20 protein-coding genes and 5 pseudogenes are annotated in these 20,441 nt (G+C 68.7%); 8 read left to right on the top strand and 17 right to left on the bottom strand.

The annotated features are described in order from the left end of the window. Positions 1-2: 2 nt before the first annotated feature. Positions 3-1,496, bottom strand: coding sequence for a glycoside hydrolase family 43 protein (locus tag FRCN3DRAFT_RS0224545; RefSeq protein ID WP_007510786.1), 1,494 nt, complete (start codon positions 1,494-1,496; stop codon positions 3-5). Then, the gene (locus FRCN3DRAFT_RS0224540) at positions 1,493-1,726 is read right to left on the bottom strand and encodes a hypothetical protein (RefSeq protein WP_007510787.1); all 234 of its coding nucleotides are present in this window, start codon (positions 1,724-1,726) and stop codon (positions 1,493-1,495) included. Before FRCN3DRAFT_RS0224540 ends, FRCN3DRAFT_RS0224545 begins: the two co-directional genes overlap by 4 nt. Before the next feature lie 315 nt (positions 1,727-2,041). Here FRCN3DRAFT_RS0224540 and FRCN3DRAFT_RS46050 point away from each other — a divergent pair. Beyond that, a pseudogene (locus FRCN3DRAFT_RS46050) lies at positions 2,042-2,338 on the top strand (DDE-type integrase/transposase/recombinase); the annotation flags it as partial. 57 nt (positions 2,339-2,395) lie between these two features. Here the strand turns inward: FRCN3DRAFT_RS46050 and FRCN3DRAFT_RS56445 are convergent. The 9 genes and pseudogenes from FRCN3DRAFT_RS56445 to FRCN3DRAFT_RS55290 form a co-directional block, all read right to left on the bottom strand. Then, positions 2,396-2,515, bottom strand: a pseudogene (locus FRCN3DRAFT_RS56445) (integrase); the annotation flags it as partial. Positions 2,516-2,563: 48 nt separating this feature from the next. Next, a pseudogene (locus FRCN3DRAFT_RS46045) lies at positions 2,564-3,630 on the bottom strand (integrase core domain-containing protein). A 610-nt stretch (positions 3,631-4,240) separates the two neighbouring features. Beyond that, positions 4,241-4,630 carry a hypothetical protein gene (locus FRCN3DRAFT_RS0224525; RefSeq protein WP_007510790.1) on the bottom strand — a complete coding sequence of 130 codons (390 nt, stop codon included), beginning with the start codon at positions 4,628-4,630 and terminating at the stop codon, positions 4,241-4,243. A 363-nt stretch (positions 4,631-4,993) separates the two neighbouring features. Beyond that, the gene (locus FRCN3DRAFT_RS0224515; protein WP_007510791.1) at positions 4,994-5,929 is read right to left on the bottom strand and encodes a hypothetical protein; all 936 of its coding nucleotides are present in this window, start codon (positions 5,927-5,929) and stop codon (positions 4,994-4,996) included. 3 nt (positions 5,930-5,932) lie between these two features. Then, positions 5,933-6,370 carry a hypothetical protein gene (locus FRCN3DRAFT_RS0224510; protein ID WP_007510793.1) on the bottom strand — a complete coding sequence of 146 codons (438 nt, stop codon included), beginning with the start codon at positions 6,368-6,370 and terminating at the stop codon, positions 5,933-5,935. Positions 6,371-6,427: 57 nt separating this feature from the next. Next, positions 6,428-10,114, bottom strand: a complete 3,687-nt coding sequence (locus tag FRCN3DRAFT_RS0224505; protein ID WP_007510795.1) for a CHAT domain-containing tetratricopeptide repeat protein — start codon at positions 10,112-10,114, stop codon at positions 6,428-6,430. A 218-nt stretch (positions 10,115-10,332) separates the two neighbouring features. Beyond that, positions 10,333-10,698 (bottom strand): hypothetical protein, encoded by a 366-nt coding sequence (locus tag FRCN3DRAFT_RS0224500; protein ID WP_007510797.1) that lies wholly within the window; start codon positions 10,696-10,698, stop codon positions 10,333-10,335. Between the two features lie 459 nt (positions 10,699-11,157). Then, positions 11,158-11,397 (bottom strand): annotated as a pseudogene (locus FRCN3DRAFT_RS46040) (IS6 family transposase); the annotation flags it as partial. A 98-nt stretch (positions 11,398-11,495) separates the two neighbouring features. After that, positions 11,496-11,678: pseudogene (locus FRCN3DRAFT_RS55290) on the bottom strand (Scr1 family TA system antitoxin-like transcriptional regulator); the annotation flags it as partial. A gap of 628 nt (positions 11,679-12,306) precedes the next feature. Here FRCN3DRAFT_RS55290 and FRCN3DRAFT_RS0224485 point away from each other — a divergent pair. From FRCN3DRAFT_RS0224485 to FRCN3DRAFT_RS0224475, 3 genes are all read left to right on the top strand, one after another. Next, a complete protein-coding gene (locus FRCN3DRAFT_RS0224485) occupies positions 12,307-12,525 on the top strand; it encodes a hypothetical protein (RefSeq protein ID WP_007510804.1) in 219 nt (72 codons plus the stop codon). A gap of 288 nt (positions 12,526-12,813) precedes the next feature. Further along, the gene (locus FRCN3DRAFT_RS0224480; protein ID WP_007510806.1) at positions 12,814-13,239 is read left to right on the top strand and encodes a universal stress protein; all 426 of its coding nucleotides are present in this window, start codon (positions 12,814-12,816) and stop codon (positions 13,237-13,239) included. A 39-nt stretch (positions 13,240-13,278) separates the two neighbouring features. Further along, positions 13,279-13,491 carry a M78 family metallopeptidase domain-containing protein gene (locus tag FRCN3DRAFT_RS0224475; protein ID WP_027140894.1) on the top strand — a complete coding sequence of 71 codons (213 nt, stop codon included), beginning with the start codon at positions 13,279-13,281 and terminating at the stop codon, positions 13,489-13,491. Positions 13,492-13,499: 8 nt separating this feature from the next. Here FRCN3DRAFT_RS0224475 and FRCN3DRAFT_RS0224470 read toward each other — a convergent pair whose 3' ends face one another. Continuing rightward, complete coding sequence (locus tag FRCN3DRAFT_RS0224470) at positions 13,500-14,195, bottom strand: IS6 family transposase (protein ID WP_007510809.1); 696 nt, start codon at positions 14,193-14,195, stop codon at positions 13,500-13,502. Positions 14,196-14,247: 52 nt separating this feature from the next. On the opposite strand from FRCN3DRAFT_RS0224470, the gene FRCN3DRAFT_RS51800 reads away from it, so the two are divergent. Beyond that, positions 14,248-14,418 carry a protein of unknown function DUF1503 gene (locus tag FRCN3DRAFT_RS51800; protein ID WP_007510811.1) on the top strand — a complete coding sequence of 57 codons (171 nt, stop codon included), beginning with the start codon at positions 14,248-14,250 and terminating at the stop codon, positions 14,416-14,418. 108 nt (positions 14,419-14,526) lie between these two features. Then, a complete protein-coding gene (locus FRCN3DRAFT_RS0224460) occupies positions 14,527-15,837 on the top strand; it encodes an IS256 family transposase (RefSeq protein WP_007507620.1) in 1,311 nt (436 codons plus the stop codon). A 225-nt stretch (positions 15,838-16,062) separates the two neighbouring features. Here FRCN3DRAFT_RS0224460 and FRCN3DRAFT_RS56435 read toward each other — a convergent pair whose 3' ends face one another. Together FRCN3DRAFT_RS56435 and FRCN3DRAFT_RS0224450 are read right to left on the bottom strand one after the other, a co-directional pair. After that, positions 16,063-16,320 carry a pyridoxamine 5'-phosphate oxidase family protein gene (locus FRCN3DRAFT_RS56435; protein ID WP_007510813.1) on the bottom strand — a complete coding sequence of 86 codons (258 nt, stop codon included), beginning with the start codon at positions 16,318-16,320 and terminating at the stop codon, positions 16,063-16,065. A gap of 149 nt (positions 16,321-16,469) precedes the next feature. Beyond that, positions 16,470-17,063, bottom strand: coding sequence for a YceI family protein (locus tag FRCN3DRAFT_RS0224450; RefSeq protein WP_007510817.1), 594 nt, complete (start codon positions 17,061-17,063; stop codon positions 16,470-16,472). Positions 17,064-17,162: 99 nt separating this feature from the next. On the opposite strand from FRCN3DRAFT_RS0224450, the gene FRCN3DRAFT_RS0224445 reads away from it, so the two are divergent. After that, the gene (locus FRCN3DRAFT_RS0224445; protein WP_007510818.1) at positions 17,163-17,537 is read left to right on the top strand and encodes a winged helix-turn-helix transcriptional regulator; all 375 of its coding nucleotides are present in this window, start codon (positions 17,163-17,165) and stop codon (positions 17,535-17,537) included. A gap of 191 nt (positions 17,538-17,728) precedes the next feature. Here the strand turns inward: FRCN3DRAFT_RS0224445 and FRCN3DRAFT_RS46030 are convergent, their stop codons facing one another. Both FRCN3DRAFT_RS46030 and FRCN3DRAFT_RS0224435 read right to left on the bottom strand, forming a co-directional pair. Beyond that, on the bottom strand, positions 17,729-18,028 hold the full coding sequence (locus FRCN3DRAFT_RS46030) for a YceI family protein (RefSeq protein WP_007510820.1): 300 nt from the start codon (positions 18,026-18,028) through the stop codon (positions 17,729-17,731). A 45-nt stretch (positions 18,029-18,073) separates the two neighbouring features. Then, positions 18,074-18,712: an NADPH-dependent F420 reductase gene (locus tag FRCN3DRAFT_RS0224435; RefSeq protein WP_007510822.1), complete on the bottom strand. Its 639-nt coding sequence runs from the start codon at positions 18,710-18,712 to the stop codon at positions 18,074-18,076. A 226-nt stretch (positions 18,713-18,938) separates the two neighbouring features. Here FRCN3DRAFT_RS0224435 and FRCN3DRAFT_RS0224430 point away from each other — a divergent pair, with 226 nt between their 5' ends. Further along, positions 18,939-19,445 (top strand): MarR family winged helix-turn-helix transcriptional regulator, encoded by a 507-nt coding sequence (locus FRCN3DRAFT_RS0224430; protein WP_007510823.1) that lies wholly within the window; start codon positions 18,939-18,941, stop codon positions 19,443-19,445. A gap of 406 nt (positions 19,446-19,851) precedes the next feature. On the opposite strand, the gene FRCN3DRAFT_RS51795 is transcribed toward FRCN3DRAFT_RS0224430, so the two are convergent. Continuing rightward, positions 19,852-20,097, bottom strand: a complete 246-nt coding sequence (locus FRCN3DRAFT_RS51795; protein ID WP_232794130.1) for a maleylpyruvate isomerase N-terminal domain-containing protein — start codon at positions 20,095-20,097, stop codon at positions 19,852-19,854. Positions 20,098-20,441 lie beyond the last annotated feature (344 nt).

Below are 20,441 nucleotides of genomic sequence, written 5' to 3'. Positions count from 1 at the left end.
CCCTATTTCCGGGTTTCCTGCACCGCTGCTGTGGAGGCATCCAAACCCTGGTACTCGAAGTTCGCCAGCGTGGCGTCGGTTCCGATGGCTTCGACGCCGACGACGCGACCGGTGAATCCACCGGCAACTTCGGTGGAGAGGTAGCGGCCGTCGGCGGCGGCGAGCGGCTGGAATTGGCCGTCGCGGAGGTAGCCCAGTTCGAGTTGGTCGGGTCCGCTGCGGAAGGTATGCGCGTCGGGATGCGCGACGGCGCGGACAGCGAGCGGATGCTGTGGCCCGATCCCCGCGACGGTGGCGAGGGCCTGGTCGAGGGGGCCGAGCACCATCCGCGCGGTCAGTGTGTCGCCGCGCCGTTCGACGGCGGCCCAGTGGTCGTCGTCAAGACGGACGGTCAGGCAGGCGTCGCCGGCGGGGATCGTCGCGGTGGCCTGCCACTGCATGTCCTGGGTGCGTACCGCGAGTAGGTGGCGGGCCTCGCGTGCGTCCGGTGCCCGACCGGCGGCCAGCACGACGCCGCCTCCGGCTCGGAGATCGGCGAACGTCTGCGGGTTCGTCCCGGGTGAGATCCACCGGTGGTGTAGGGCCGGAGCGGAGAAGTCGTCGGTGAAGGCGGTGGGCCGTACCGGCACGGTATATCGGTCCTCGACGACCGTGGGCCAGTCACTGGCCCATTCGACGCCGGCGAGGAACGTTTCGCGGCCGTTGACGTGGAACTTGGGAGAGCTGCCGCGGGGGCGTACCCCAAGGTGGACCATGGCCCAGTCTCCGTTGGGGAGTTCCACGAGGTCGGCGTGGCCGGTGTTCTGGACCGGGTGTTCGGTGCCGCTGCGGGTGAGGATTGGATTGGCTGGGTTCGCGTCGAAGGGGCCGGTGATCGAACGGGAGCGGGCGACGGTCACGGTGTGGCCGCGCTCGGTGCCGCCTTCGGCGATGACGAGGTACCACCAGCCGCCGTGGCGGTACAGGTGGGGTGCCTCGGGAAAGGCGAGTCCTGTCCCGCTCCACAGCGCCTGTGGTTCGGAGAGGAGCTTGCCGGACTCGGGGTCGACGGCGGCCTGCATGATCGTTCCGGGGTATGACCAGCTTAGATAGCAGGTGCCGTCGTCGTCCCAGGCCAGGTCGGGGTCGATGCCCAATGCCCCCTGAGTGTAGACGGGGTCGGTCCATGCCCCGGCCGGGTCGTCGGTGTGGACCAGGAGATGGCCCTTCCTGACATCCGTGAAGTTCGTCGTGACGAGCCAGAACCGGCCGTCACGGTGGCGCAGTGTAGGGGCGAAGATCCCGGCGCTGGCAAAGGCGAGGCCAGGGGCCACGTTCAGCTGGGTGGGGCGGTCGAGCACGTTGCCAATCTGCTCCCAGTGCAGGAGGTCCGTACTGTGGAAGATCGGCACCCCGGGGAAATACTCAAAACTGGAGGTCGCCAGGTAGTAGTCACTGCCGACTCGGCAGATCGACGGGTCCGGATAGAAACCGGGAAGAATCGGGTTGACGTTCACGTGCGCTCTCCTCGATGCATCATGATGCTGCGCCGACGCCGGAATGATTCCGTGACGCCGGGAGTCGTGATGTCCGCCGTCGTGTCGGTGCCGTCGCGTTCGCCGTGCACCATCGCGTCGTGCGGCAGTCGGACCGGCTCCCAGCCGGTGTCGGCCTGCCCCAGGATCGTCAGGAACGCCTCGGCCTTCGGCCGGAAGAACCAGCCGTCGTTGAACGATGTGCGAATCAACCGACGCCCCTCTGATTGCACGTGGAATTCGGCGGTGACACCCCGCCCGCGCCGGCGAAGCCGTCTCGGAAGCCGCCGATGGCGTGCTCCTGGATCCGCCACGGCCCGGGTGCCCCAGGCCACTTGCACGAGCAAGTGGCGCGGGACGCAAGCTAACATCGATGGACTTGCACGTGCAAGTCGGACAGCGGCCACGCCAGCGGGACGAGAGACAGGAGACAGGCGGCCATGCCAGAGGCAAGCATCGGACGCCGTGTCACAGCCGTGGACGTCGCTCGCGAGGCCGGGGTCTCGCGGGCCACCGTGGGATACGTCCTGAACGCCACCACGGATAAGGCACTGCTCTACCCGCGGGTCCTCGACGAGCTGCTGTCCGAGGCCTGCCACGTCGACGCCGCTCGGGAGAACAACAGGATCGAGTCCGACCACAGCCGGCTCAAGGCCAGACTGCGACCGATGCGCGGGCTGAAATGGCTGCGCTCCGCCTAGACGATCAGCAGCGGACACGCCTTGATCCAAAATATCCGCCGCGGCCACAACGAACTCGCCACCGACGCCGATCCGCGGCTGCGGCTATCGGTCGCGTTCTCCGAGCTCGCCGCAGCGGTCTGATCCTCGCGCCTACCAGGGCCTCCGCGCGCACCCGGCCCTCCGAATGCAACAGGCCCGTTCGCCCTGGATGCGGCGGTGGCCCCAGGTCGGGTTGTCGAGGGCCAGACGGATCACCAGTGCTCGCAGTTCGTCGTTCACCGGCGGTCGGCCGACCCGGTGCGGGTAGCTCCACCGCCGCGGACCTGTGGGGTTCCAGAACTCGGCCACCTGTGTTGAGCTGGGCTTTTATGCGACTCGTTCGTATTCGCCGATCAAGCCGCCGCGGACGGGCCGGCGCTTGATCCGTTCCTTGGCAAGGTCGGCGATGAGGTGATCGGGCCGCGGTGGCCGGAGATCACGGCTGCGGTGGGGTCGTCGTCCGTTGTAATGGCCCGTGTATTCGGTCAGGACGGTACGGAGGTGTCGTTCACCGAAGGTGAGCATGCGGTCAGTGACCTCCGCGCGGACTGTGCGGACGAACCGTTCCGCGTGGGCGTTTGCTCGGGGAGCTCGAGGTGGGATCTTGAGCACCGTGATGCCCGCGTCGGCGAGGACCGCGTCGAACGACGCGGTGAACTGGCCGGCGCGGTCGCGGACCAGGAACCGGAACTCGGCCGCCGGTCGCCAAGATCCATGAGGACGTTGCGGATCTGCTGGGTGGTCCATGGCCCGTCCGGGTGGGCGGTGACGCCGGCGAGGTGGACGTAGCGGGTTCCGACCTCCAGGACGAAGAAGCAGTACAGACGCCGCAGCGTCACGGCGCAGTCGACGTGGAAGAAGTCAACGGCCAGCGTGGTCGATGCCTGGGTGCGCAGGAACTGCCGCCAGGTGGTGTCGGTCTGCCGGGTCGGTGCCGGCGGTATCCGCAGCGTCTTGAGGACGCGGCGGATGGTGGAGGCGCTGACCCGGTGGCCGAGCTTGCGTAGCTCGCCCTGTATCCGCTGGTAGCCCCACGTCCTGTTCTCGGTCGCGAGCTGGCTGATCAGCGTGGTGATCCCTGGGCTGACGGGCGGCCGTCCGGTCCGGTGCGGATAGGTCCACTTCCTGGTGACCAGGCGGCGGTGCCAGCGCAGGACGGTGCCGGGGGTGATCAGCCGGTGCATCCGTAGCCGTCTCGGCAGGAGCCGGATCAGCGCGGCGAGTACCGCCCGGTCCGCCCAGTCCCACCGGGGTTTGGGTTGGTTCCGGCGCAGCACGGCGACCTCGTGTCGGAGCACGAGCAGTTCGATGTCCTTGGACGCCGAGGAACGACCGAGCAGGACGAGCCAGCCACACACCCGAGCGAAGATCAGGTAGAGCAGGCGCACGGGCATGACTGACCGTCCTGCCGACCGCGCAGCCATCGCATCAGCCCAGGTCACAAGCCCAGGCCGACTGTTCACACCCCACAGGTCGACGGCCAGCGGCAGGTCGCCGACCGCTGCGGCAAGCCCGTCGGACTGGTCGACGGCCAGGTCGGGGAGGTGGCGGCGTAGGAGGGCGATCGATTCGGTGCGGGTGAATTCGCCGATCTCGACGAGGGCGACGCCGCCCGCGGCCGAAGGCCACGCGCCGTGCGTCGACACCATCGATCACCATCGACGGCCGGGCTGGCCAGGAGCCCTGGGAATCGGCATGACGGTGGACGAGAAGTGTCCTGGTACGCCACGGCTGGTCGCATCCCGATCCTTGATCTACCCTGGGCATTCGCTTCGGTGGCCGGTAGGCGCACCCCCGTCGCCTACCGGCGCCGAAGCGTCTCAGGTTGACGGTCCCGTTACTGCCGGGGAGCCCGAGGCGGCTCCGGGCTTCGGGGCAACGTCTGTTCGAGGACGGCTTCTGTGAGGGCTGCGCGGTGTTCCCGCAGGCCGTATCGGGGTGCCGGTCCGGCGCAGATCTGCAGGAGCCGGTCGACCGGCCAGCTGACGCCGATTCCTTGCCTGGTCAGGTACAGGGCCAGATGGCGGGGCTCCGGTTCGGCGTGGTCGGTGAGCAGGCCGGCGACCAGTCGGCGCAGTAGCGCAGGGCCTCGGTCGGGTTGGTGAGCGCGGTCAGGTCGGTCGTCGTGCGGAAGGTCAGCAGGGTGTCGGCCACGAGCGCGTCCGGTCCCGCGCCAGCCACGCCGCCGGCGAGGACCAGGCCGCTGGCGCCCCGGGCGCGCAGCCGGGCGAAAGGGCTGGCACCTGCCAGGGTCACCAGGCGCAGCATGTCCTCGACCGCGACGTCCACGATCATCTCCAGGAGGTCCGGGACGGAACTACGCGCCGTACCTGGCACGTTCGGCGTCCGGCCGGCGTGCGCGGCCGTGTCGAATATGCCGATCCAATAGGCCATTCTCCGGACTACGAGGCGCAGGGATGGCGGAGGAGCGGGCACAGTATCGCCGATTGCTGGCGTCGCGCTACGCCGATGGTTGTACTCAAACGTGGGTAAGCCTCGGGGTCTGCTCTGTGTCCGGCGGCCAGGTGCTGTGGCCCGTCAAAGTTCCGGGGCCGGATAGCGAGATCGCGCATCGCGGCGGCCGGTCGCGGCGCGGTTGAGCGCTGTCCCGGCCGGGCGGTGCCGTTTGACGGCGGTGAGGATGCCATCGGACAGCGCGACCATCCCTGCGGCGGTCAATGGTCGATCGTTGTGTGGCCCATCCGTCCGCTCAAGATCATATTTATCTGACTGCTGTTTTCTCGCCATGGATGGCGGTTAGGAGGGTGGGGTGAAGGTGGGGGTGGTGTCGTCGGAGCCGCGCCACAGGTAGGTGGTGAGCTTCCGTCCGTGCTCGTGTTCTTGGTGGGGGTTGGTGGGTGGGGGCCAGCGTAGCTGGGTGTAGAGGGTGGTGCGGTGGGTGTCGTAGGCGGCTTCGATCAGGTCACCGAAGATCCCCGCCCGGGCGGGGATCACGAGGGTGATGGTGAGGGCGGCGACGGCCAGGCCGATGGGGATGGCCAGGAGGGTGAGGGGGGCGAAGGCACAGAACAGCAGTCCCCACAGCGTGGTGGTGGCGGCGGTGTCGAGGGCGGTGCGGGCGGCTTGCAGGTCGGCGCGGACGTTGTCGGGGAGGGCGGGCCAGAGTCGGGGCCAGCAGATGACTGTGTCGAGGCCGTATTTGTCGAGGGGGCGGCGTTCGGCGGCGCGCAGGATGTTGCCGATTGGGGTGGGCAGGAAGTAGCCGGGGGTGGCGGGCGAGGGGCGCCGTCGGCGGCGGCGTTCGAGCCGGGTGTAGGCGGCGAGCTGGTCGACGGTGGGTGTCGCAGGCGGATGGATCTGGGCGTAGGCGGTCTGCCAGGCTTTCTGGTCGTGGGCGGCACGGGTGGCCAGCCAGTGGGCGAGGCGGTGGCGTAGGGGGTCGGCCCAGGCCGGCCAGTAGCCTTCCAGCAGCCGCAGCAGCGGGGTGGCGGCCTGGTGGATGAGGACGGCGGAGGCGGCGACGGCGAGCAGGACGGTGAGGACGGCCGTGGCCTGGACGAGGGTCGTCTGCCGGTCGAGCCAGTTGGTGTGTGTGGTCAGGCTGTGCAGTCCGCCGTGGTGGTAGGTCCAGGCGGCCAGCCCGCCCAGCCAGAAAATGAGGGCGGGGATGGAGATGGCGGCGGCTCGGTCGGCGAGTTTGCCGCCGACCGCCTCCCAGAAGGTGCCAAGCATGTGTCAGGACCGCGTTAGCTGAGTCTGGTGGGTTTTGCAGGTCGGCACGGGGGTTCCGACGTCGGGTCGGTACCAGACGTAGTCGCCGTGTGGGCAGGTGTAGCGGTCAGCGGTGGCGGGGCTGGGGTCCCCCAGCGGGCTGCCGCTGCCTGCGGTGCGGTGGTGGTAGTGGGGTTGCTGGTAGGGCGGTCGGAAGTGTGGGGGGTCGGTGAGGACCTCCATGAGGAACCGGCTGGTGGTGGGGTTGGTGTCGAGCAGGTCGCGTAGTCGGCGGGTGCGCTCGGCTGGATCGGCCGGGCCGAGCAGGGTGTCGGCGAGCTGACGGTCCAGTCCGGCGGCGGCCCGCGGGCCGATCAGCTCGTCCAGGTAGGGGCGGATCGCCCGCGCCGCCTCCGCCACGCCGTCGTCGCCGACGGCCGGGCTGGTGTCGTCGGTCTGCATGTCGGTGTCATCCCAGGTGGTGTCGAGGTCTGGCGGGGTCTGTGCAAGGTGTGGTTGTCAGGCGCCGACGTGGATGTGGGATGCCCACACCGCCGGCATGCGCGCCCACAGGCTGCGGGATCCGCGGGCGGCTGTGTGGACGGCGGCGGCGGTGTCCCCGCTGTCGGTGAGGGTGGTGTAGATGTCGTGGGCGATGTTGACGGCATGCTGGTCGCCGATCGGCCACAGGGCGGCAATGACGTGTCGGTAGCCGGCGAGTTGGAACGCGGAGGCCAGGTGGATTGCCTCGTCGGTCAGCCGGCTGCCTGGCATCGCGGTGGAGCAGGCGGACAGGAACGCCAGTTCCGCGTCGTGCAGCTGTAGCCGGGCGACGTCGAGGACGGTCAGCGGCTGGTCGGCCAGCAGCAAACGGCTGGTGGAGGGGTCGGCCAGCTCGGCGGCGCCGTGGCAGGCGAAGTGCGCCCACCGGCCGGCCGGCAGCCTGTCCAGCACCGTCTGCCGGGTCGCCTCCGGACCGGTCAGCACGTCGACCTGGCCAGGGAACCGGGCCTGCAGGGCACTGGTTTCGGCCAGGGCGCCGGGCAGGTCGGGCGCGTCGGGGGTGTGGGGCATCGCCACCGCGACCAGCCGGCCGTCCTCGCGGAGGGCGACCCGGCTGTCGGCGCGTGGGCGGCCGGTGTGGCGGGTGTGGGCCAGGGCGCGGATGGTGGGAGTGTAGGAGGGGATCACCCGGTCGAGGACGGTGGCCGGCGCCGGGTCGAACCGGGTGTGGTGATGACCGGCGGCGTGCACCGGCAGGAACGACAGCAGCCCCGACGTGCACCACCACAGCCGCGGCCAGCGTCCACCGTCGGTCGTCGGGCCGACGATGCCCAGCCGGTCGAGTACTGGGCCGGCGAGGACATCCCACAGCCAGCCGAGAATCTCACCCACCCGCCCCTGTGCCGCTGAGGTGGTGTCGTCCAGCGCGGTGAGGAAGGCGTTCACCTGGTCGTAGACCGTCTGGGGGGTCAGCCCGGCCAGCGGCACCGCCTCCACCCCGCCGCCGGTCAGGAGCAGCGCGTGGGAACCGAACCGCGAGACCGCCACGACCACCACCGGGCCGTCGGCGGCCGTCGCCAGCAGTTCGCCGACCGGCGGTGGCCGGAGAAACCCAGCGAAGCCATCCAGCTCACGGATCCTGGCGATCAGATCGTCGAACGCCACCGCCGTCGCCCGCCGTTCGGCACCGGTAGCAGTGGCAGCGGCACCACCCTCACTGAGCTGGTGCCGAGTCGGCCGGGCCGGGTCGTTGGCCCGGTCCAAGGCGTCACGCAGGCCGGTGAACGATGCCGCCAGGTCGGGATGCCGCTCGGCGAGGATGGTCAGGTCGGTGCGGGTGTCCAATGCCTGGCCCAGCATCACCCCCCGGCCCTGCTCGAACAGCTCCACCGCCTGGCCCACCAGACCGGCCCGTACGCAGCAGGCCGCCGCGTCCGCGCCCAGACTCCCCACCTCGGCCAGCAGATACTCCTGATCGCCTCGACCCAGGACACGCGGCGCCACCTGCCCCAGCAGCTCGATCGCCGCCGCAAACCCTGTCACCGCCTCGTCCCACCGGCCTGCGTCTGCCGCCGCCCGCGCCCAGCCACGCGCCGCACCCACCCGGACCCGCGGCGACGCTCCGACCACCCGAACCGCGGCCTGGTGGGCGTCGATCTCGGCATTCAGGTCCGCCAGGTTCCCGCCTCGCTCGAACCGGGTGCGCAGGGCGATGCCGAGGTTGGACAGCCACCCCGCGCGGTCGGGGTGGTCGACGGGGGTGGCGTCCACGGCGGCCTGCCCGGCCGCGATCGAGTCGGCCGCATCCGCCAGATTCCCGGCCCGCTCGAACCGGGTCCGCAGGGCGACGCCGAGGTTGGACAGGTACAGGGCGCGGTTGGGGTGGTCGGCAGGGCTGGCGTCCGCCGCCCGTTGGAACAGGCCGATGGCGCCGTCCAGGCCCGCAATGTCCCCGGCCCGTTCGAACCGGGTGCGCAGGGCGTTGCCGAGGTTGGATAGCCGTCCCGCGCGGTCGGGGTGGTCGGCGGGGGTGGCGTCCACGGCGGCCTGCCCGGCCGCGATCGCGGCGTCCGCATCCGCCAGGTTCCCGGCCCGCTCGAACCGGGTCCGCAGGGCGACGCCGAGGTTGGACAGGATTCCTGCGTGGTCGGGGTGGTCGGTGGGGGTGGCGTCCACGGCGGCCTGGCCGGCCACAATCGCGTCGTCCAGATCCACGAGTTCCCCGGCCCGCTCGAACCGGGTCTGCAGGGCGGTCCCGAGGTTGGACAGGATCGCGGTGCGGTCGGGGTGGTCGGCGGGGGTGGCGTCCGCCGCCTGTCGGAACAGGCCGATCGCGCTGTCCAGATCCGCCGATTCCCCGCTCCGCCCGGACCGGGTGCGCAGGGCGATGCCGAGGTTGGATAGCCGTCCTGCGTGGTCGGGGTGGTCGGTGGGGGTGGCGTCCACGGCGGCCTGTCCGGCCACAATCGCGCTGTCCAGATCCGCCCGCACCCCACCCCGCTCGAACCGGGTCTGCAGGGTCAGGCCGAGGTTGGATAGCCGTCCCGCGCGGTCTGGGTGGTCGGCGGGGGTGGCGTCCACGGCGGCCTGTCCGGCCACAATCGCGCTGTCCAGATCCGCCAGCTCCCCGCGCCGCTCAAACCGTCTCCGCAGAGCGATGCCGAGGTTGGACAGGTACATGGCGCGGTCGGGGTGGTCGGCGGGGGTGGCGTCCACGGCGGCCTGTCCGGCCGTGATCGCGCTGTCCAGATCCGCCAACTCCCCGCCCCGTTCAAACCGTCTCCGAAGGGCGACGCCGAGGTTGGACAGCCGTCCCGCGCGGTCGGGGTGGTCGGCGGGAGTGGTATCCGCCGCCTGTCGGAACAGGTCGATCGCGTCGTCCAGATCCGCCAGCCCCCCGCCCCGCCCGGACCGGGTCTGCAGGGCGATGCCAAGGTTGGACAGCCGTCCCGCGCGGTCTGGGTGGTCGCCGGGGGTGGCGTCCACGGCGGCCTGCCCGGCCACAATCGCGCCGTCCAGATCCGCCAGCGCCCCGGCCCGCTCGAACCGGGTCCGCAGGGCGATGCCGAGGTTGGACAGGTACATGGCGCGGGTGGGGTGGTCGGCCGGGGTGGTGTCCACGGCGGCCTGTCCGGCCGTGATCGCGCCGTCCAGATCCGCCAGCACCCCACCCCGCTCAAACCGGATCCGCAGGGCGGCGCCAAGGTTGGAGAGGTACCCGACGCGGTCGGGGTGGTCGAGTGGGGTGGCGTCCACCGCCTGCCGGAACAGGTCGATCGCGTCGTTCAGTGCTGACCGGTTACCGGTCCGCATCGTTTCGCGTACGAGAGCGACAGCACGGCCAGTCCACGCCTGGGCAGTGTCGAGCTCGCTGGGCGAGTTCTCGTCGAACAAGGCGCGCACCTGGTCAGGGATCGCGTCCGGGCGGGTCTGGTACACCTGCGCGAACAACGCCAGGGCAGCGGTGAGATCCTGCTGGTCCTCGCCGGGGTCGAGAACCAGGTAACGCGCCCAGTACAGCCGCCCGGCCACCTGAGCGATCTCCAGATCCGCGGCCGGGTCGGAGACCGTGTTGACCAATGCCGCCACCTCGGCGAGCGCCTCCGGATCCAGGACCGTGGCCGGATTCCGATCGACCTCAAACCGTTCCAGCCGTGACCGTACCCGCCCGAGCAGACGCTTTCGCAGTAGACGCTTCCGCATCCTTCGCCCCCGTCCTGTCTACCGAACAGTCCACCCACCGGTTTGCAAGATCAAGGGCGAGGTGGCTGCCGCGCGACTCACGAGACCTGCAAGTTGACGACAAGATCAGAGCGTACGCATCTCGTCATGGGCACCGGAGACCGCTTTGCGCGGTGCCCTGCCGCGAGCACGCTGACAGGGAACGGCGCGAAAGACTCGGTGACATCCTCATCGTGCCGCTACAAAAATATCTGGATACAATTGACACTCAATTGCTCGGCGGAATTAGCCAACAATGCGAAGTTGTCGGCGCCGGCGGAGTCTCCCGCCAATAGGGCGTCTATTGCGAGCTGGTAGGAGAGAATCGCGAGGTCCTGGTAGTCGGTGCAGTCCTGTATCGTCTTCCACTCACCTCGTTGCGCGGCCGGCTTTGCCAGCTCGTCCCACTTGCTATTACCCGTAAGGTCGAGGAGGTCGGGATTTCTAAGCCTCGCGGCGACATAGAAGTCAACCGCCGCCCGCACGCGGCCTTCGGACAACTCAAAATAGCGGTCACGCCTCTTGACTAGTTCGGTCCGAGTGGCCTCGTAGTCTGATCGAGTCACTGTGCGCCTCCAATTTTCGACACCATAGTCAAGTCTATGACGAATAGTCGCCGCACTGTCGACCGTGCTAGCACTGAACTCGTCCTTTAACTGGCCCGTCTCAGGTCGTGCGGCAATCGCCCTCGTCCTCGATCTTGTCCATGGGTAGGTCGACTGCGCGTCGTCAGTTTGAGTGACCTGCGGGGTGGCCGAGGCCGGGCCAGCTCGGTTTCGGTGCTCTGGCTGGCCGGACATCGCAGTTCACGGGTTCCGATTCCCGCCGGACATGATCACGCTGGCCGTACGCCGGTAGCCGCGGTACGCCCTGTCGCACCGCGACATCGAGGGACTGCAGGCCGAACACGGCATCACCGTCGACCACGTCACGATCTGCCGCTGTGTGCAAGGGTTCACCCGGGCACCGATCGACGCCGCCCGGTCCTGCCGCCACAGCCCGGGCCACGCGTGGTTCATGGATTACGTCTCATCGGTGAACCACCTGCTGCCCGGGCTGTGGCGGCACGGCCGGGCGGCGTCGATCAGCAGCGTGGTGAACCGCTGCACCCACCTGTACACGGTCACGTGATCAACCTCGATGCCGCGCTCGGCGAGCAGCTCCTCGACATCCCGGTACGACAGCGCGAACCGCAGATACCAGCGAAATCCCAGAACGATGACCTCCGGTGGGAACCGGAAGCCGGTGAACTCCGAGACCGGCACCGGCGGACAAGGACGGCAGCAAGCACGATCCGATCATGCCTGGCCACCGGGCCCGATCACGGCATCCGCGAACGCAACAGAGCCCGGCCAGGTCGTCATCAATTTTTTAGCAGGTCGGCCGTTTGGGATGGGGGCGTGCTGTCGATGCACAGCTGGTTCCAGGCTTGGGTGTAGCGGTCGACGTCGTCGCGCCGGTCCAGGTAGGTGCAGCCTCCGAAGAACTCCAGGTAGACCACGTCGGGTAGGACTGTCTCGGGGAACCGTAGAATGCTGAACGGTCCCCCTTCGGCCTCGGCTGCCGCTCGTCACGCTCCCACGCCCGATACACATCTCCGAAGCGCAGAACGCAGCTGCGTACGAAATAGGTACTCAGCGCCGCCCCGCCGCCGGGCGACCAACCCTGGCCGGCCCGCCCGTCGATGACGAACCGTTCCAAGGCCCGCCGCAACGTCTCCTGCGCCAAGTCCTCGACATCGTGCCGAGTCAGAACCAACGCCCCAGAGCCGAGCCGGCCCAGACGGCGAACCCCCACTCGCCGGCACTCGTCCACGATGTGGCCGCTGGCCAGCCAGGAACACAGCACGGTGTACGCGTAGCGGACTAAAGCGCCGGCGACGGCATCAAAGTCCGGACCGGCGCACCCAACCTCGGCCAGCCGGCCGTACAACACAGCGTCCTCCTCGGCCGGTTCTGGGGGGCGCGTCACGGCTGCCCGCCGCAGGTCGCGCTGTTCCGCCACGCATCCATAGACCCCGTCCCTCGCGATGGTTCCGACGCGAGGTCGTAGGCCATCGCGACACCCGATCTCACACAGCGCCCGGCAGAACTTGCCCACACCGCAGCGGCGCGAGAACAGCCTGCCCACGCCCCTATGACAGGCGGACAACCACCGCAGAAGGGACGCAACCCATGTCCGCCCCACACCCGACACCCCACCAGCTCGCCGCCGCGCTCGCTGGGATCGCCAGCGCCGCCTCCGTCGCAATCGGCCTCGCCAACACCACAGACCTGTTCACCGCCGCATGGAGCGCCGCCACCCTCGCCCTCATCGACGCGCTCGCGCGCGCCCTTGCCGTGACCGCTCATCCATCAGAGCCCGACGGACCAGGCAATGGACACGGAGCGTGACCCTCCGATTCCGCTGGGACGGAGTGTCGGCCCCGTGTAGATCATGAAATTTGCCCTTGATCGTGTCGGCAAACAGTCGTCTGTCGACACCACCCGGCAACTCCCATCGCTCCCACGTCTACCTTTCTGACGTCGTCCGGCCGAGTGGACGAGTGACCGGCAAGCACCTCGACCAGAGCGGCGATAACGTCGTCGAAATCGAGACCTGGGCAACCAACCAGCGCGGACAGAACGTCAGGCCGGGCACGGCTACCGTCGCGCTTCCGCGCAGGCCATGAGAGGTGTGAGATGGGCAAGATCATTGTCGGCGTCGATGGAAGTGACACAGCGAGCAATGCCGCGGCTAGAGCGGCGGTGCTCGCTTCCGCCCTCGGGCATGAGCTGATCGTCGTCAGCGCCTTCAGCTCAACCGACCGGTTGCAGATCGGCCGGCCCGGCGACGAACTCGACCTGTCCGCGAGCGATGTCGCGCTGAAGATGGCCGAGCAGGCGATCGAAGATCTCCCGGCCGACCTCGCTGGCCTGCCGACCACTCCTCGCTCGGAGTTCGGCAGGCCGGCTGACGTGCTCGTCAGTGTCGCCGAAGAGCTCGGGGCGAGCATCATCGTGGTTGGCAACAAACGCGTCCAAGGCGTCACTCGAGTCTTGGGCAGCATCGCAGCGGACGTCGCCCGTCACGCGCCTTGCGACATCCTCATCGCGCACACCCACTGAGGAGATGTCGCCGCCGGCAACATCGGGATGCCGGCACGCGTGATCGGTCGTCGCACCAACCGCGACCTGCCGATGATCATATGGGCAGATCGGATGCGCGGGGCGATGGCCGACCACGAATACACCCTGCGTGACTTCGTGATGCTCAAGGCACGCTGGGGCGTCTCCATCCAGGCACTGATCATGCGAGGCAGCCATCTCGGGCGGGACTGTTGCATCGTGAGGAGCCGGGGCATGCCGAGCCGATACTGACCTGGTGATCAGATGGCGTGGGAGAGCTCGGTGAACGCTGCGGCGAGTCGGCGCCGGGGTTCGACGTCGGTTCCGAGTTCATGGTGGCCGCGGCGGATGTTCTGGATCAAGGAATGTCCGGTGCTGATCGTCTGAGCGGAGCGCAGCCGTTTCAGGCCCCGCGTCGGCCGTAGCCGGGCTTTGGGTCTGCTGTGGTCGGACTCGATGCGGTTGTTCTCCCAGCGTGCGTCGACGTGGCAGGCCTCGGGCAGCAGCTCATCGAGAACCCGGGGGTAGATCGGTGCCTTGTCCGTGGTGACCTCGACCGGCCGGCGGCTGTGGGCCAGGGCCTGGCGGAAGAAGTGGCGGGCCGCGAGCTGGTCGCGCCGTTCGCTGGCGAGCACGTCGATGACCTGGCCGTGCTGGTCAACGGCGCGATACAAGTACCTCCACCTTCCGGCGATCTTGATGTACGTCTCGTCGACGAACCACCTGCTACCCGGGCGGTGCCGGCAGGGTCGGGCCGCCTCGACCAGCAGCGGCGTGAACCGCTGCACCCACCGGAAGATCGTGACGTGGTCGATGTCGAGGCCGCGTTCCGCGAGCAGCTCCTCAACGTCCCGGTACGACAACGCGAACCGCAAGTACCAGCGAACCGCCAATGTGATCACCTCGGGCGGGAACCGGAACCCGACGAACTCCGACTCTGGGACCAGCGGACGCACGACACCTTGAGCCACCACACGATCATGCCGGCTCGCGGCGCGGATCAGTGCGATGGCCAGCTGCAACAGTCCCCGCCACGGCACCGGCGATGTCACGGTGTCCGGTGCCGCCGCGGATCTACTGCTCGCGGTGATGCGCCGCATCCCCGGCGACGACCGCCGACTCCAGGTCGCCGGCGAGCGACAGCACTGGACGACCTGGCTGGTCAACACCCCCTTCTGACCATCCACCTAGTCCACCGCCTGCAACCGATGGACCGGGGCCTGTAAGAACAACGGTGTAACTCCCCTGTGACACTCTGTGCATCTGTGCAGGTAGAGGAGACACCAGATGACCGACACGATGGCTGACACGGCGGCTGGGGCGATCCCGGTCAGACCGGTGGATGGCGATGGGGCGCCGGCGGGCGTGGTCGTGGACGAGGCGCTCGCGCAGAGCCTCGTGGAGAAGGCCCGGGTTGAGGGGCTGTCGCTGACGGGGCCGGGCGGGCTGCTGGGCACCCTGACGAAGATGGTCCTGGAGAAGGCCCTCGCCGCCGAGCTGAGCTCGCATCTGGGCTACGAGGCCCACGACCCGGCCGGCCGTGACGGCGGGAACTCCCGTAACGGCACTCGAACGAAGACCGTGGTCACCGAGATCGGACCGGTCGAGATCGACGTGCCCCGTGACCGTGACGGCACCTTCACCCCGACGATCGTCGCCAAGCGCCAACGCCGCCTCGGCGGGGTCGAGGACCTCGTCGTCTCGCTGGTCGCGAAGGGACTGACGACCGGCGAGGTCCAGGCGCATCTCGCCGAGATCTACGGCACCACCGTGTCGCGCCAGCAGGTCTCGGACATCACCGACAGGGTCATCGAGGGCATGGAGGCCTGGCGCGCCCGCCCCCTGGACGCCGTCTACGCCGTCGTGTTCATCGACGCCATCATGGTGAAGATCCGCGACGGGCAGGTCGCGAACCGGCCGATCTACGCCGCGATCGGCGTCACCGCCGACGGCGAACGCGACATCCTCGGCCTCTGGGCCGGCACCGGCGGCGAAGGCGCCAAACACTGGCAGCTTGTCCTGACCGACCTGAAGAACCGCGGCGTCGCCGACGTCCTCATCCTCGTCTGCGACGGCCTGACCGGCCTACCCGACGCCGTCGCCCAGGTTTGGCCCGACACCATCGTCCAGACCTGCATCGTGCACCTGCTCCGCAACTCGTTCAGATATGCGTCCAAGAGGGACTGGCCCGCACTCGCCCGCGACCTCAAGCCCGTCTACACCGCCCCGACCGAGGCGGCCGCGCTCGACCGGTTCGCCGACTTCTCCGCGATCTGGGAGAAGAAATACCCCGCGATCATCCGGCTCTGGGAGAACGCCTGGGCCGAGTTCGTCCCGTTCCTGCGCTTCGACGCCGAGATCCGGACCGTCATCGCCACGACCAACGCGATCGAGTCGCTGAACTCCCGGTTCCGCCGCTCCGTCAAGGCCCGCGGCCACTTCCCCAACGAACAGGCCGCACTCAAGCACCTCTACCTCACCGTGACCAGCCTCGACCCCACCGGACGCGGCCGGGCAAAGTGGATGATCCGCTGGAAGGCACCGCTGAACGCCTTCGACCTCGCGTTCGACGGGCGCCTCACCGCCGGCCGAAAGTAGCAACTCAATAACAATCCGTTACACCGTTAACTTGACAGTCCCATGGACCGTGCCGGCCCCGGCGGGATCCGGTTTGCGCGTCAATAGGCAAGCGGTCGGCGACGGTTCCGGAGGTCTTGTGCTGTCGCCGGAGTCCGTCGTGCGGTAGCCGCCGTTTCAGGGTGGGCGGGGGCCGGGGGCCCCACGCCCGTCTTGAAGGTGGAGGCGGGCGTGGGGGTGCGACCGTCAGCCGTTGGCGACGATCCGGATGGGGTCCAGGGTCGCGGTCACTCGCTGTGAGCCTGGGAGGTCGAGCATCGACTCGTCGACGCCGTAGTGCTTGGCGAACAGTGGGAGTAGTTCCTTGTCGGGGTCGGGGTCGGGGGTGAGGGTGACGTCGGCGCGGATTTCCAGGGTGCGGAACGGGTTGGCCGGGTCGAGGAGGAACAGGCCCGCGACGGGGTTGCGGAGGAGGTTCTTGTATTTCTGCCGGGTGGTGACCATCGATGTCCGCAGGGCCGAGTCGTCGAGGAGGTACTAGACGGCGGTCGACTGCGGCCGGCCGTCCGTGCCGATGGTGGTCAGGACCGCGGTCAGGGGCTGGGTGAGCAGGTCCAGGTGTGAGTCCGGGATCTGCGCGGGTGTCGGGGTTGTCATGGGGCGATGAACTGGAGGTCGAGCTCGATTTTGATCTTGTCGCCGAGGGCGAGTTTGCCGGCGCCGAGGGGCATGTTGAAGTCGATGCCGTAGTCGCTGCGGCGGATCTCGGTGGTGGCGGCGAACCCGGCTCTGGTCCGGCCGTCCGCGGGGTGGACGTCGACGCCGTTGAACTCGACCGCCAGGCTGACTGGCTGTGTGGTCGCGTTGATGGTCAGTTCGCCGGCGACTTGGTAGCCGTCTTCGCCTTCGGTGACGGATAGTGACCGGTAATGCATGGTTGGGTGGTGTTCGACGTCGAAGAAGTCGGTGGAGCGTAGGTGGGCGTCTCGGTCGGGCTGGTTGGTGTTGACCGAGGCCATGTCGATCGTGGCGTCGATGGCGACGTCCGCGAGGGTCTCGCCGATGGTGAGTGTGCCGTTGAACAGGTCGAACCGGCCGCGGACGTTGGTCAGGCCGAGGTGGCGGACCTGGAAGTAGACACCGGAGTGTGCGGGGTCGATGGGCCAGACGCCGGCAGCGAGCGGTAGCCCGCTTCCCGTTTCAGGGAGTGCTGGCGCCGAGGGGTTGGACACGGATGGAGTCGTCATGGCGACCTTCCTCGAAGAACATCAGGGGTTACAAAAAGTTAGTTGCCGCTGAAAATATAGCAAAGGCAGGCGTGGGGTGGCCGTCAGTACCATCGGTGGATGGAGCCGGGCGAGCGGGACGCGGTGAGCTGTCATGCGCTCACGCCGGTGTTCGCGTTGCTCGGGAAGCGGTGGAGCGGTCTGATCATCGGCACGCTGTTGGCTGGGCCGGCGCGTTTCTCGGAGATCTCCAAGCTGGTGCCCGGTGTCAGTGAGCGGATGTTGTCGGGGCGGCTGAATGAACTCGTCGCGGCCGGTCTGGTGGCCCGTGAGGTGATCGAGGGCCCGCCGGTCGGTGTCCGCTACCGGCTCACGGCCCGCGGGGAGGCGCTGCGCCCGGCGCTGGCGGAGCTCGAACGCTGGGCGACCGAACACCTGATCGCCGGCACCGCCGACGCCCCGCCCTGTAGCCGGGCAGAGCCGGTGGAACTGTAGGCACCCGCCAGCGAGCCGCCTGCGGATGGTCTCGCGTAGCGCGGTCAGGACGCATCGCGGTGCGAGTGGTCATCGAGGCGGGAGCCGTCGCGTCGGATCGCGCCGCGGCCCGTGGGCTGCGGCGCGATCAGGCGTCGGCGAGCCGCGTGTGGCTGGTGTGGTGTCAGAGGCCGTTCACGCGCTCGGCCTCGTCACGGTCGGTGGTGTGTAGCTCCCAGTAGAGCGGAGTGATCTGCTCGGGTTGGGCTGTCGGGAGGCCGGGGATGACGGTCATCGGCGTTGCCGGTGTCGATGCTGTGCGCCTTGATCACGATCTGCGCGCTCGAGTTCGCCGGGATCTCCTCGTCGAGGCGGACCGTGCCCGCGAACTCGGTGAACGAGCCGCGGACCTTCGTCACCATGGCGTGAGCCACGAAGCCGATGCGAGTGCGGGCCGGGTCGATGACGTACTCGCCGGTGAGATCGGAAATGGCCTCGGCGGTGTCGGACATCTGCCGCTCCTCGCGGTGGGGTGGACAGTTGATTGCTCAACCAACTTACGGCTGGTTAGATGATGCGTCAACCATCTGCGGGAGGCGGTCTTCTCGGACGGCGTGCAGTCCGCTCAGCGGTCCGCCGTCCACCTGCATCAGGCGTCCCATCTCAAGTGGGCCGAGGTCGACGGGCGCGAATCCGAAGTCCTCGACAACGGAGCGGAAGAGATCCTTCGAGGTCCCGTCGTCGCCGGCGTAGAAGAGGATCCGGCGGCCGGCGTCGGTGACGGGGTCGGCGGCGATGTAGGGGCCGTACATGTTGTCGAAGGCCTTGATGACGTGGGCGCCGGGGATCAGTGAGGCGACCAGTTCGCTGCCTCCGATCTCGAGGTGGTCGGCGACGAAGGTGGGGGTCAGGCTGGCCCACTGGTTCGTGGCGTCGATAACGATCCGGCCGTCGCGGGTGGGCAGGTTGCCTACCGCGTCGCGCACCCGTGTCCAGCGCACGGCGAGCACGACGAAGTCCGCGGCTCCCGCCTCGGCGACGGTGCCGGCCGACGCGCGGGGACCGAAGGCGTCGACGACGGCGTCGAGGGTGCCCGGACCGCGACTGTTGCTGAAGACCACGTCGTGACCGGCCTTGACCACGTGGCCGGCGATGGCGCGCGAGACCGTTCCCGCGCCGATCATTCCAAACTTCATGGGTCACTCCTGTTGAGTGGGCGCGTGGGAGCAACCGGGATCCGGGCGTGCCCGGCGCGGACGACCCCGCCGGATGGCGTCACGCGCCGGATGCGATGGAGATGTGGCTCTGGCTGTGCAGGCCGACGATGCTCACGATGTGTTTCCCGGAGCGCCGAGATCTTGGTTGACTCGTCGACCGTATTGACTCTTGGTTGACGAGTCAACCAGCAGGTAATATCGCCGCATGCCGACGGAACCGACCTGGCTCAGCCCCCGTGAAGACCGCGCCTGGCGGGCCTTCATGCACGCGCACCACCAGCTCGCCGTCCGTCTGCGCCGGCACCTGCTGGAGGACTCCGGACTGACGGAGGCCGACTACGAAATCCTCGCTGTGCTCTCGGAGCACGCCACGGGCAGCCTGCCCGCTCGGGAACTGTGCGCCCTGCTGCAGTGGGAGAAGAGCCGCCTCTCCCACCAGACCCGGCGCATGCAGGAGCATGGGTTCATCGTCCGGGAAACTAACCCAGCCGATGCCCGCAGCTCCATGATCCGCCTCCTGCCCGCTGGACGCCGCGCCATCGAGGACGCCGCGCCCCAGCACGTGCGCAACGTCCGCCGGCACTTCATCGGCCTGCTCACCGCCGCCGAACTCGACATCCTCGCCGCCCTCAACGAACGGATCCTGGGTCACCTCGCCGAGGACCCGTTCCCCGAACACTCCACCCCAGACGAACCCGCGCTCTCGCCCTGAGCGGCGTGACCCTTCCGGATCACCGCCACCGCATCCTCATCAAACGATCAAGGACCGCAGTCAAGGGAGTAGGTCCGAGTTCCCGCGCGGGACTCCTCACAGCGTCAGCGTGGATCGTTGCCAGTGGCGCCGGTGATGTTGATCCCGTTCGGCGGACTCGGAAGTGAGGAGTTCTACGGTTCGGTGGCTGCCTGAAGGAGGCCACTGCTCGTGCCCAAGCCGTACCCGCCGGAGTTCCGTCGTCGTGCCTTGGACCTGGTCGCGTGGGGCCGTTCAGTCCGTGACGTCGGGGCCTCGTTGGGATCGCCGAGTCCTGCCTGTACGGCTGGCGGTCGCGGGACCTGATCGATCGTGGGCTCAAGACACCCACCAGCCGGGCGGTCGAGTCGGCGGCCCTGCGGGCCGCTCAGGTGCGGATCGCCGAGTTGGAGGACGAGGTCAAGATCTTGCGGAAGGCCGCGGGCCGCGGACCTTCCTGAAACCAGGCGAGCACGCCCACACGGTCCGCCGGCGGCCTGCCACCGGAAACCCCGCGCGGGTCGATCGCTTCCCGAGACCGGGTCCGCACGATCGCCGCGGCCCAACGCGGACCGCGAGCGACGTGACGCAGAAGCTGGGTGAGGGTCCAACCCGGGCAGGTCGAGACCGGCACGGACCAATCGGCGTCGCGCAGCAGGTCAACGAATGCCGATTCTGCTCCAGCAGGTGGGCGTTACGGTCCACCCATAAGACGGCAGGCGGCGACATGTCCAGATGCATGTGGACATCGGATCGGATCGATCCGCCAGGGCCAGCTTCGGACATCGCCAGGTGGCCGTCGTCCTCGGACGACCAGCAGCACCGTAGTGACGGATCGAGCGGGATGGGGTGTCGCGCTTCTCCTCCGCTAGCCCACCCCAGCCTCCGCCCAGTGGCCGTGGCGGGCCGGCAGTCCAGATAGAACACGATCCACCACACCGGCGGACACCGAAACGGTCATCCATCAATTGGCATGAT

The organism is Pseudofrankia saprophytica (genome assembly GCF_000235425.2).
Classification (GTDB): domain Bacteria; phylum Actinomycetota; class Actinomycetes; order Frankiales; family Frankiaceae; genus Pseudofrankia; species Pseudofrankia saprophytica.
Note: the sequence above shows the minus strand (reverse complement) of the source record. Positions and strands in the feature narration are given on the sequence as shown.

What these genes read in the sequence shown, in the direction of transcription:
- FRCN3DRAFT_RS51800 (WP_007510811.1), top strand. Translation starts at nt 14,248, where the DNA reads ATGGCCAGCTGCAACAGTCCCCGCCACGGCACCGGCGATGTCACGGTG.
- FRCN3DRAFT_RS0224480 (WP_007510806.1), top strand. Translation starts at nt 12,814, where the DNA reads ATGGGCAAGATCATTGTCGGCGTCGATGGAAGTGACACAGCGAGCAAT.
- FRCN3DRAFT_RS0224430 (WP_007510823.1), top strand. Translation starts at nt 18,939, where the DNA reads ATGCCGACGGAACCGACCTGGCTCAGCCCCCGTGAAGACCGCGCCTGG.
- FRCN3DRAFT_RS0224505 (WP_007510795.1), bottom strand. Translation starts at nt 10,114, where the DNA reads ATGCGGAAGCGTCTACTGCGAAAGCGTCTGCTCGGGCGGGTACGGTCA.
- FRCN3DRAFT_RS56435 (WP_007510813.1), bottom strand. Translation starts at nt 16,320, where the DNA reads ATGGTCACCACCCGGCAGAAATACAAGAACCTCCTCCGCAACCCCGTC.
- FRCN3DRAFT_RS0224445 (WP_007510818.1), top strand. Translation starts at nt 17,163, where the DNA reads ATGGAGCCGGGCGAGCGGGACGCGGTGAGCTGTCATGCGCTCACGCCG.
- FRCN3DRAFT_RS46030 (WP_007510820.1), bottom strand. Translation starts at nt 18,028, where the DNA reads ATGTCCGACACCGCCGAGGCCATTTCCGATCTCACCGGCGAGTACGTC.
- FRCN3DRAFT_RS0224510 (WP_007510793.1), bottom strand. Translation starts at nt 6,370, where the DNA reads ATGCAGACCGACGACACCAGCCCGGCCGTCGGCGACGACGGCGTGGCG.
- FRCN3DRAFT_RS0224450 (WP_007510817.1), bottom strand. Translation starts at nt 17,063, where the DNA reads ATGACGACTCCATCCGTGTCCAACCCCTCGGCGCCAGCACTCCCTGAA.
- FRCN3DRAFT_RS0224525 (WP_007510790.1), bottom strand. Translation starts at nt 4,630, where the DNA reads ATGGCCTATTGGATCGGCATATTCGACACGGCCGCGCACGCCGGCCGG.
- FRCN3DRAFT_RS0224435 (WP_007510822.1), bottom strand. Translation starts at nt 18,712, where the DNA reads ATGAAGTTTGGAATGATCGGCGCGGGAACGGTCTCGCGCGCCATCGCC.
- FRCN3DRAFT_RS0224515 (WP_007510791.1), bottom strand. Translation starts at nt 5,929, where the DNA reads ATGCTTGGCACCTTCTGGGAGGCGGTCGGCGGCAAACTCGCCGACCGA.
- FRCN3DRAFT_RS0224460 (WP_007507620.1), top strand. Translation starts at nt 14,527, where the DNA reads ATGACCGACACGATGGCTGACACGGCGGCTGGGGCGATCCCGGTCAGA.
- FRCN3DRAFT_RS0224485 (WP_007510804.1), top strand. Translation starts at nt 12,307, where the DNA reads ATGTCCGCCCCACACCCGACACCCCACCAGCTCGCCGCCGCGCTCGCT.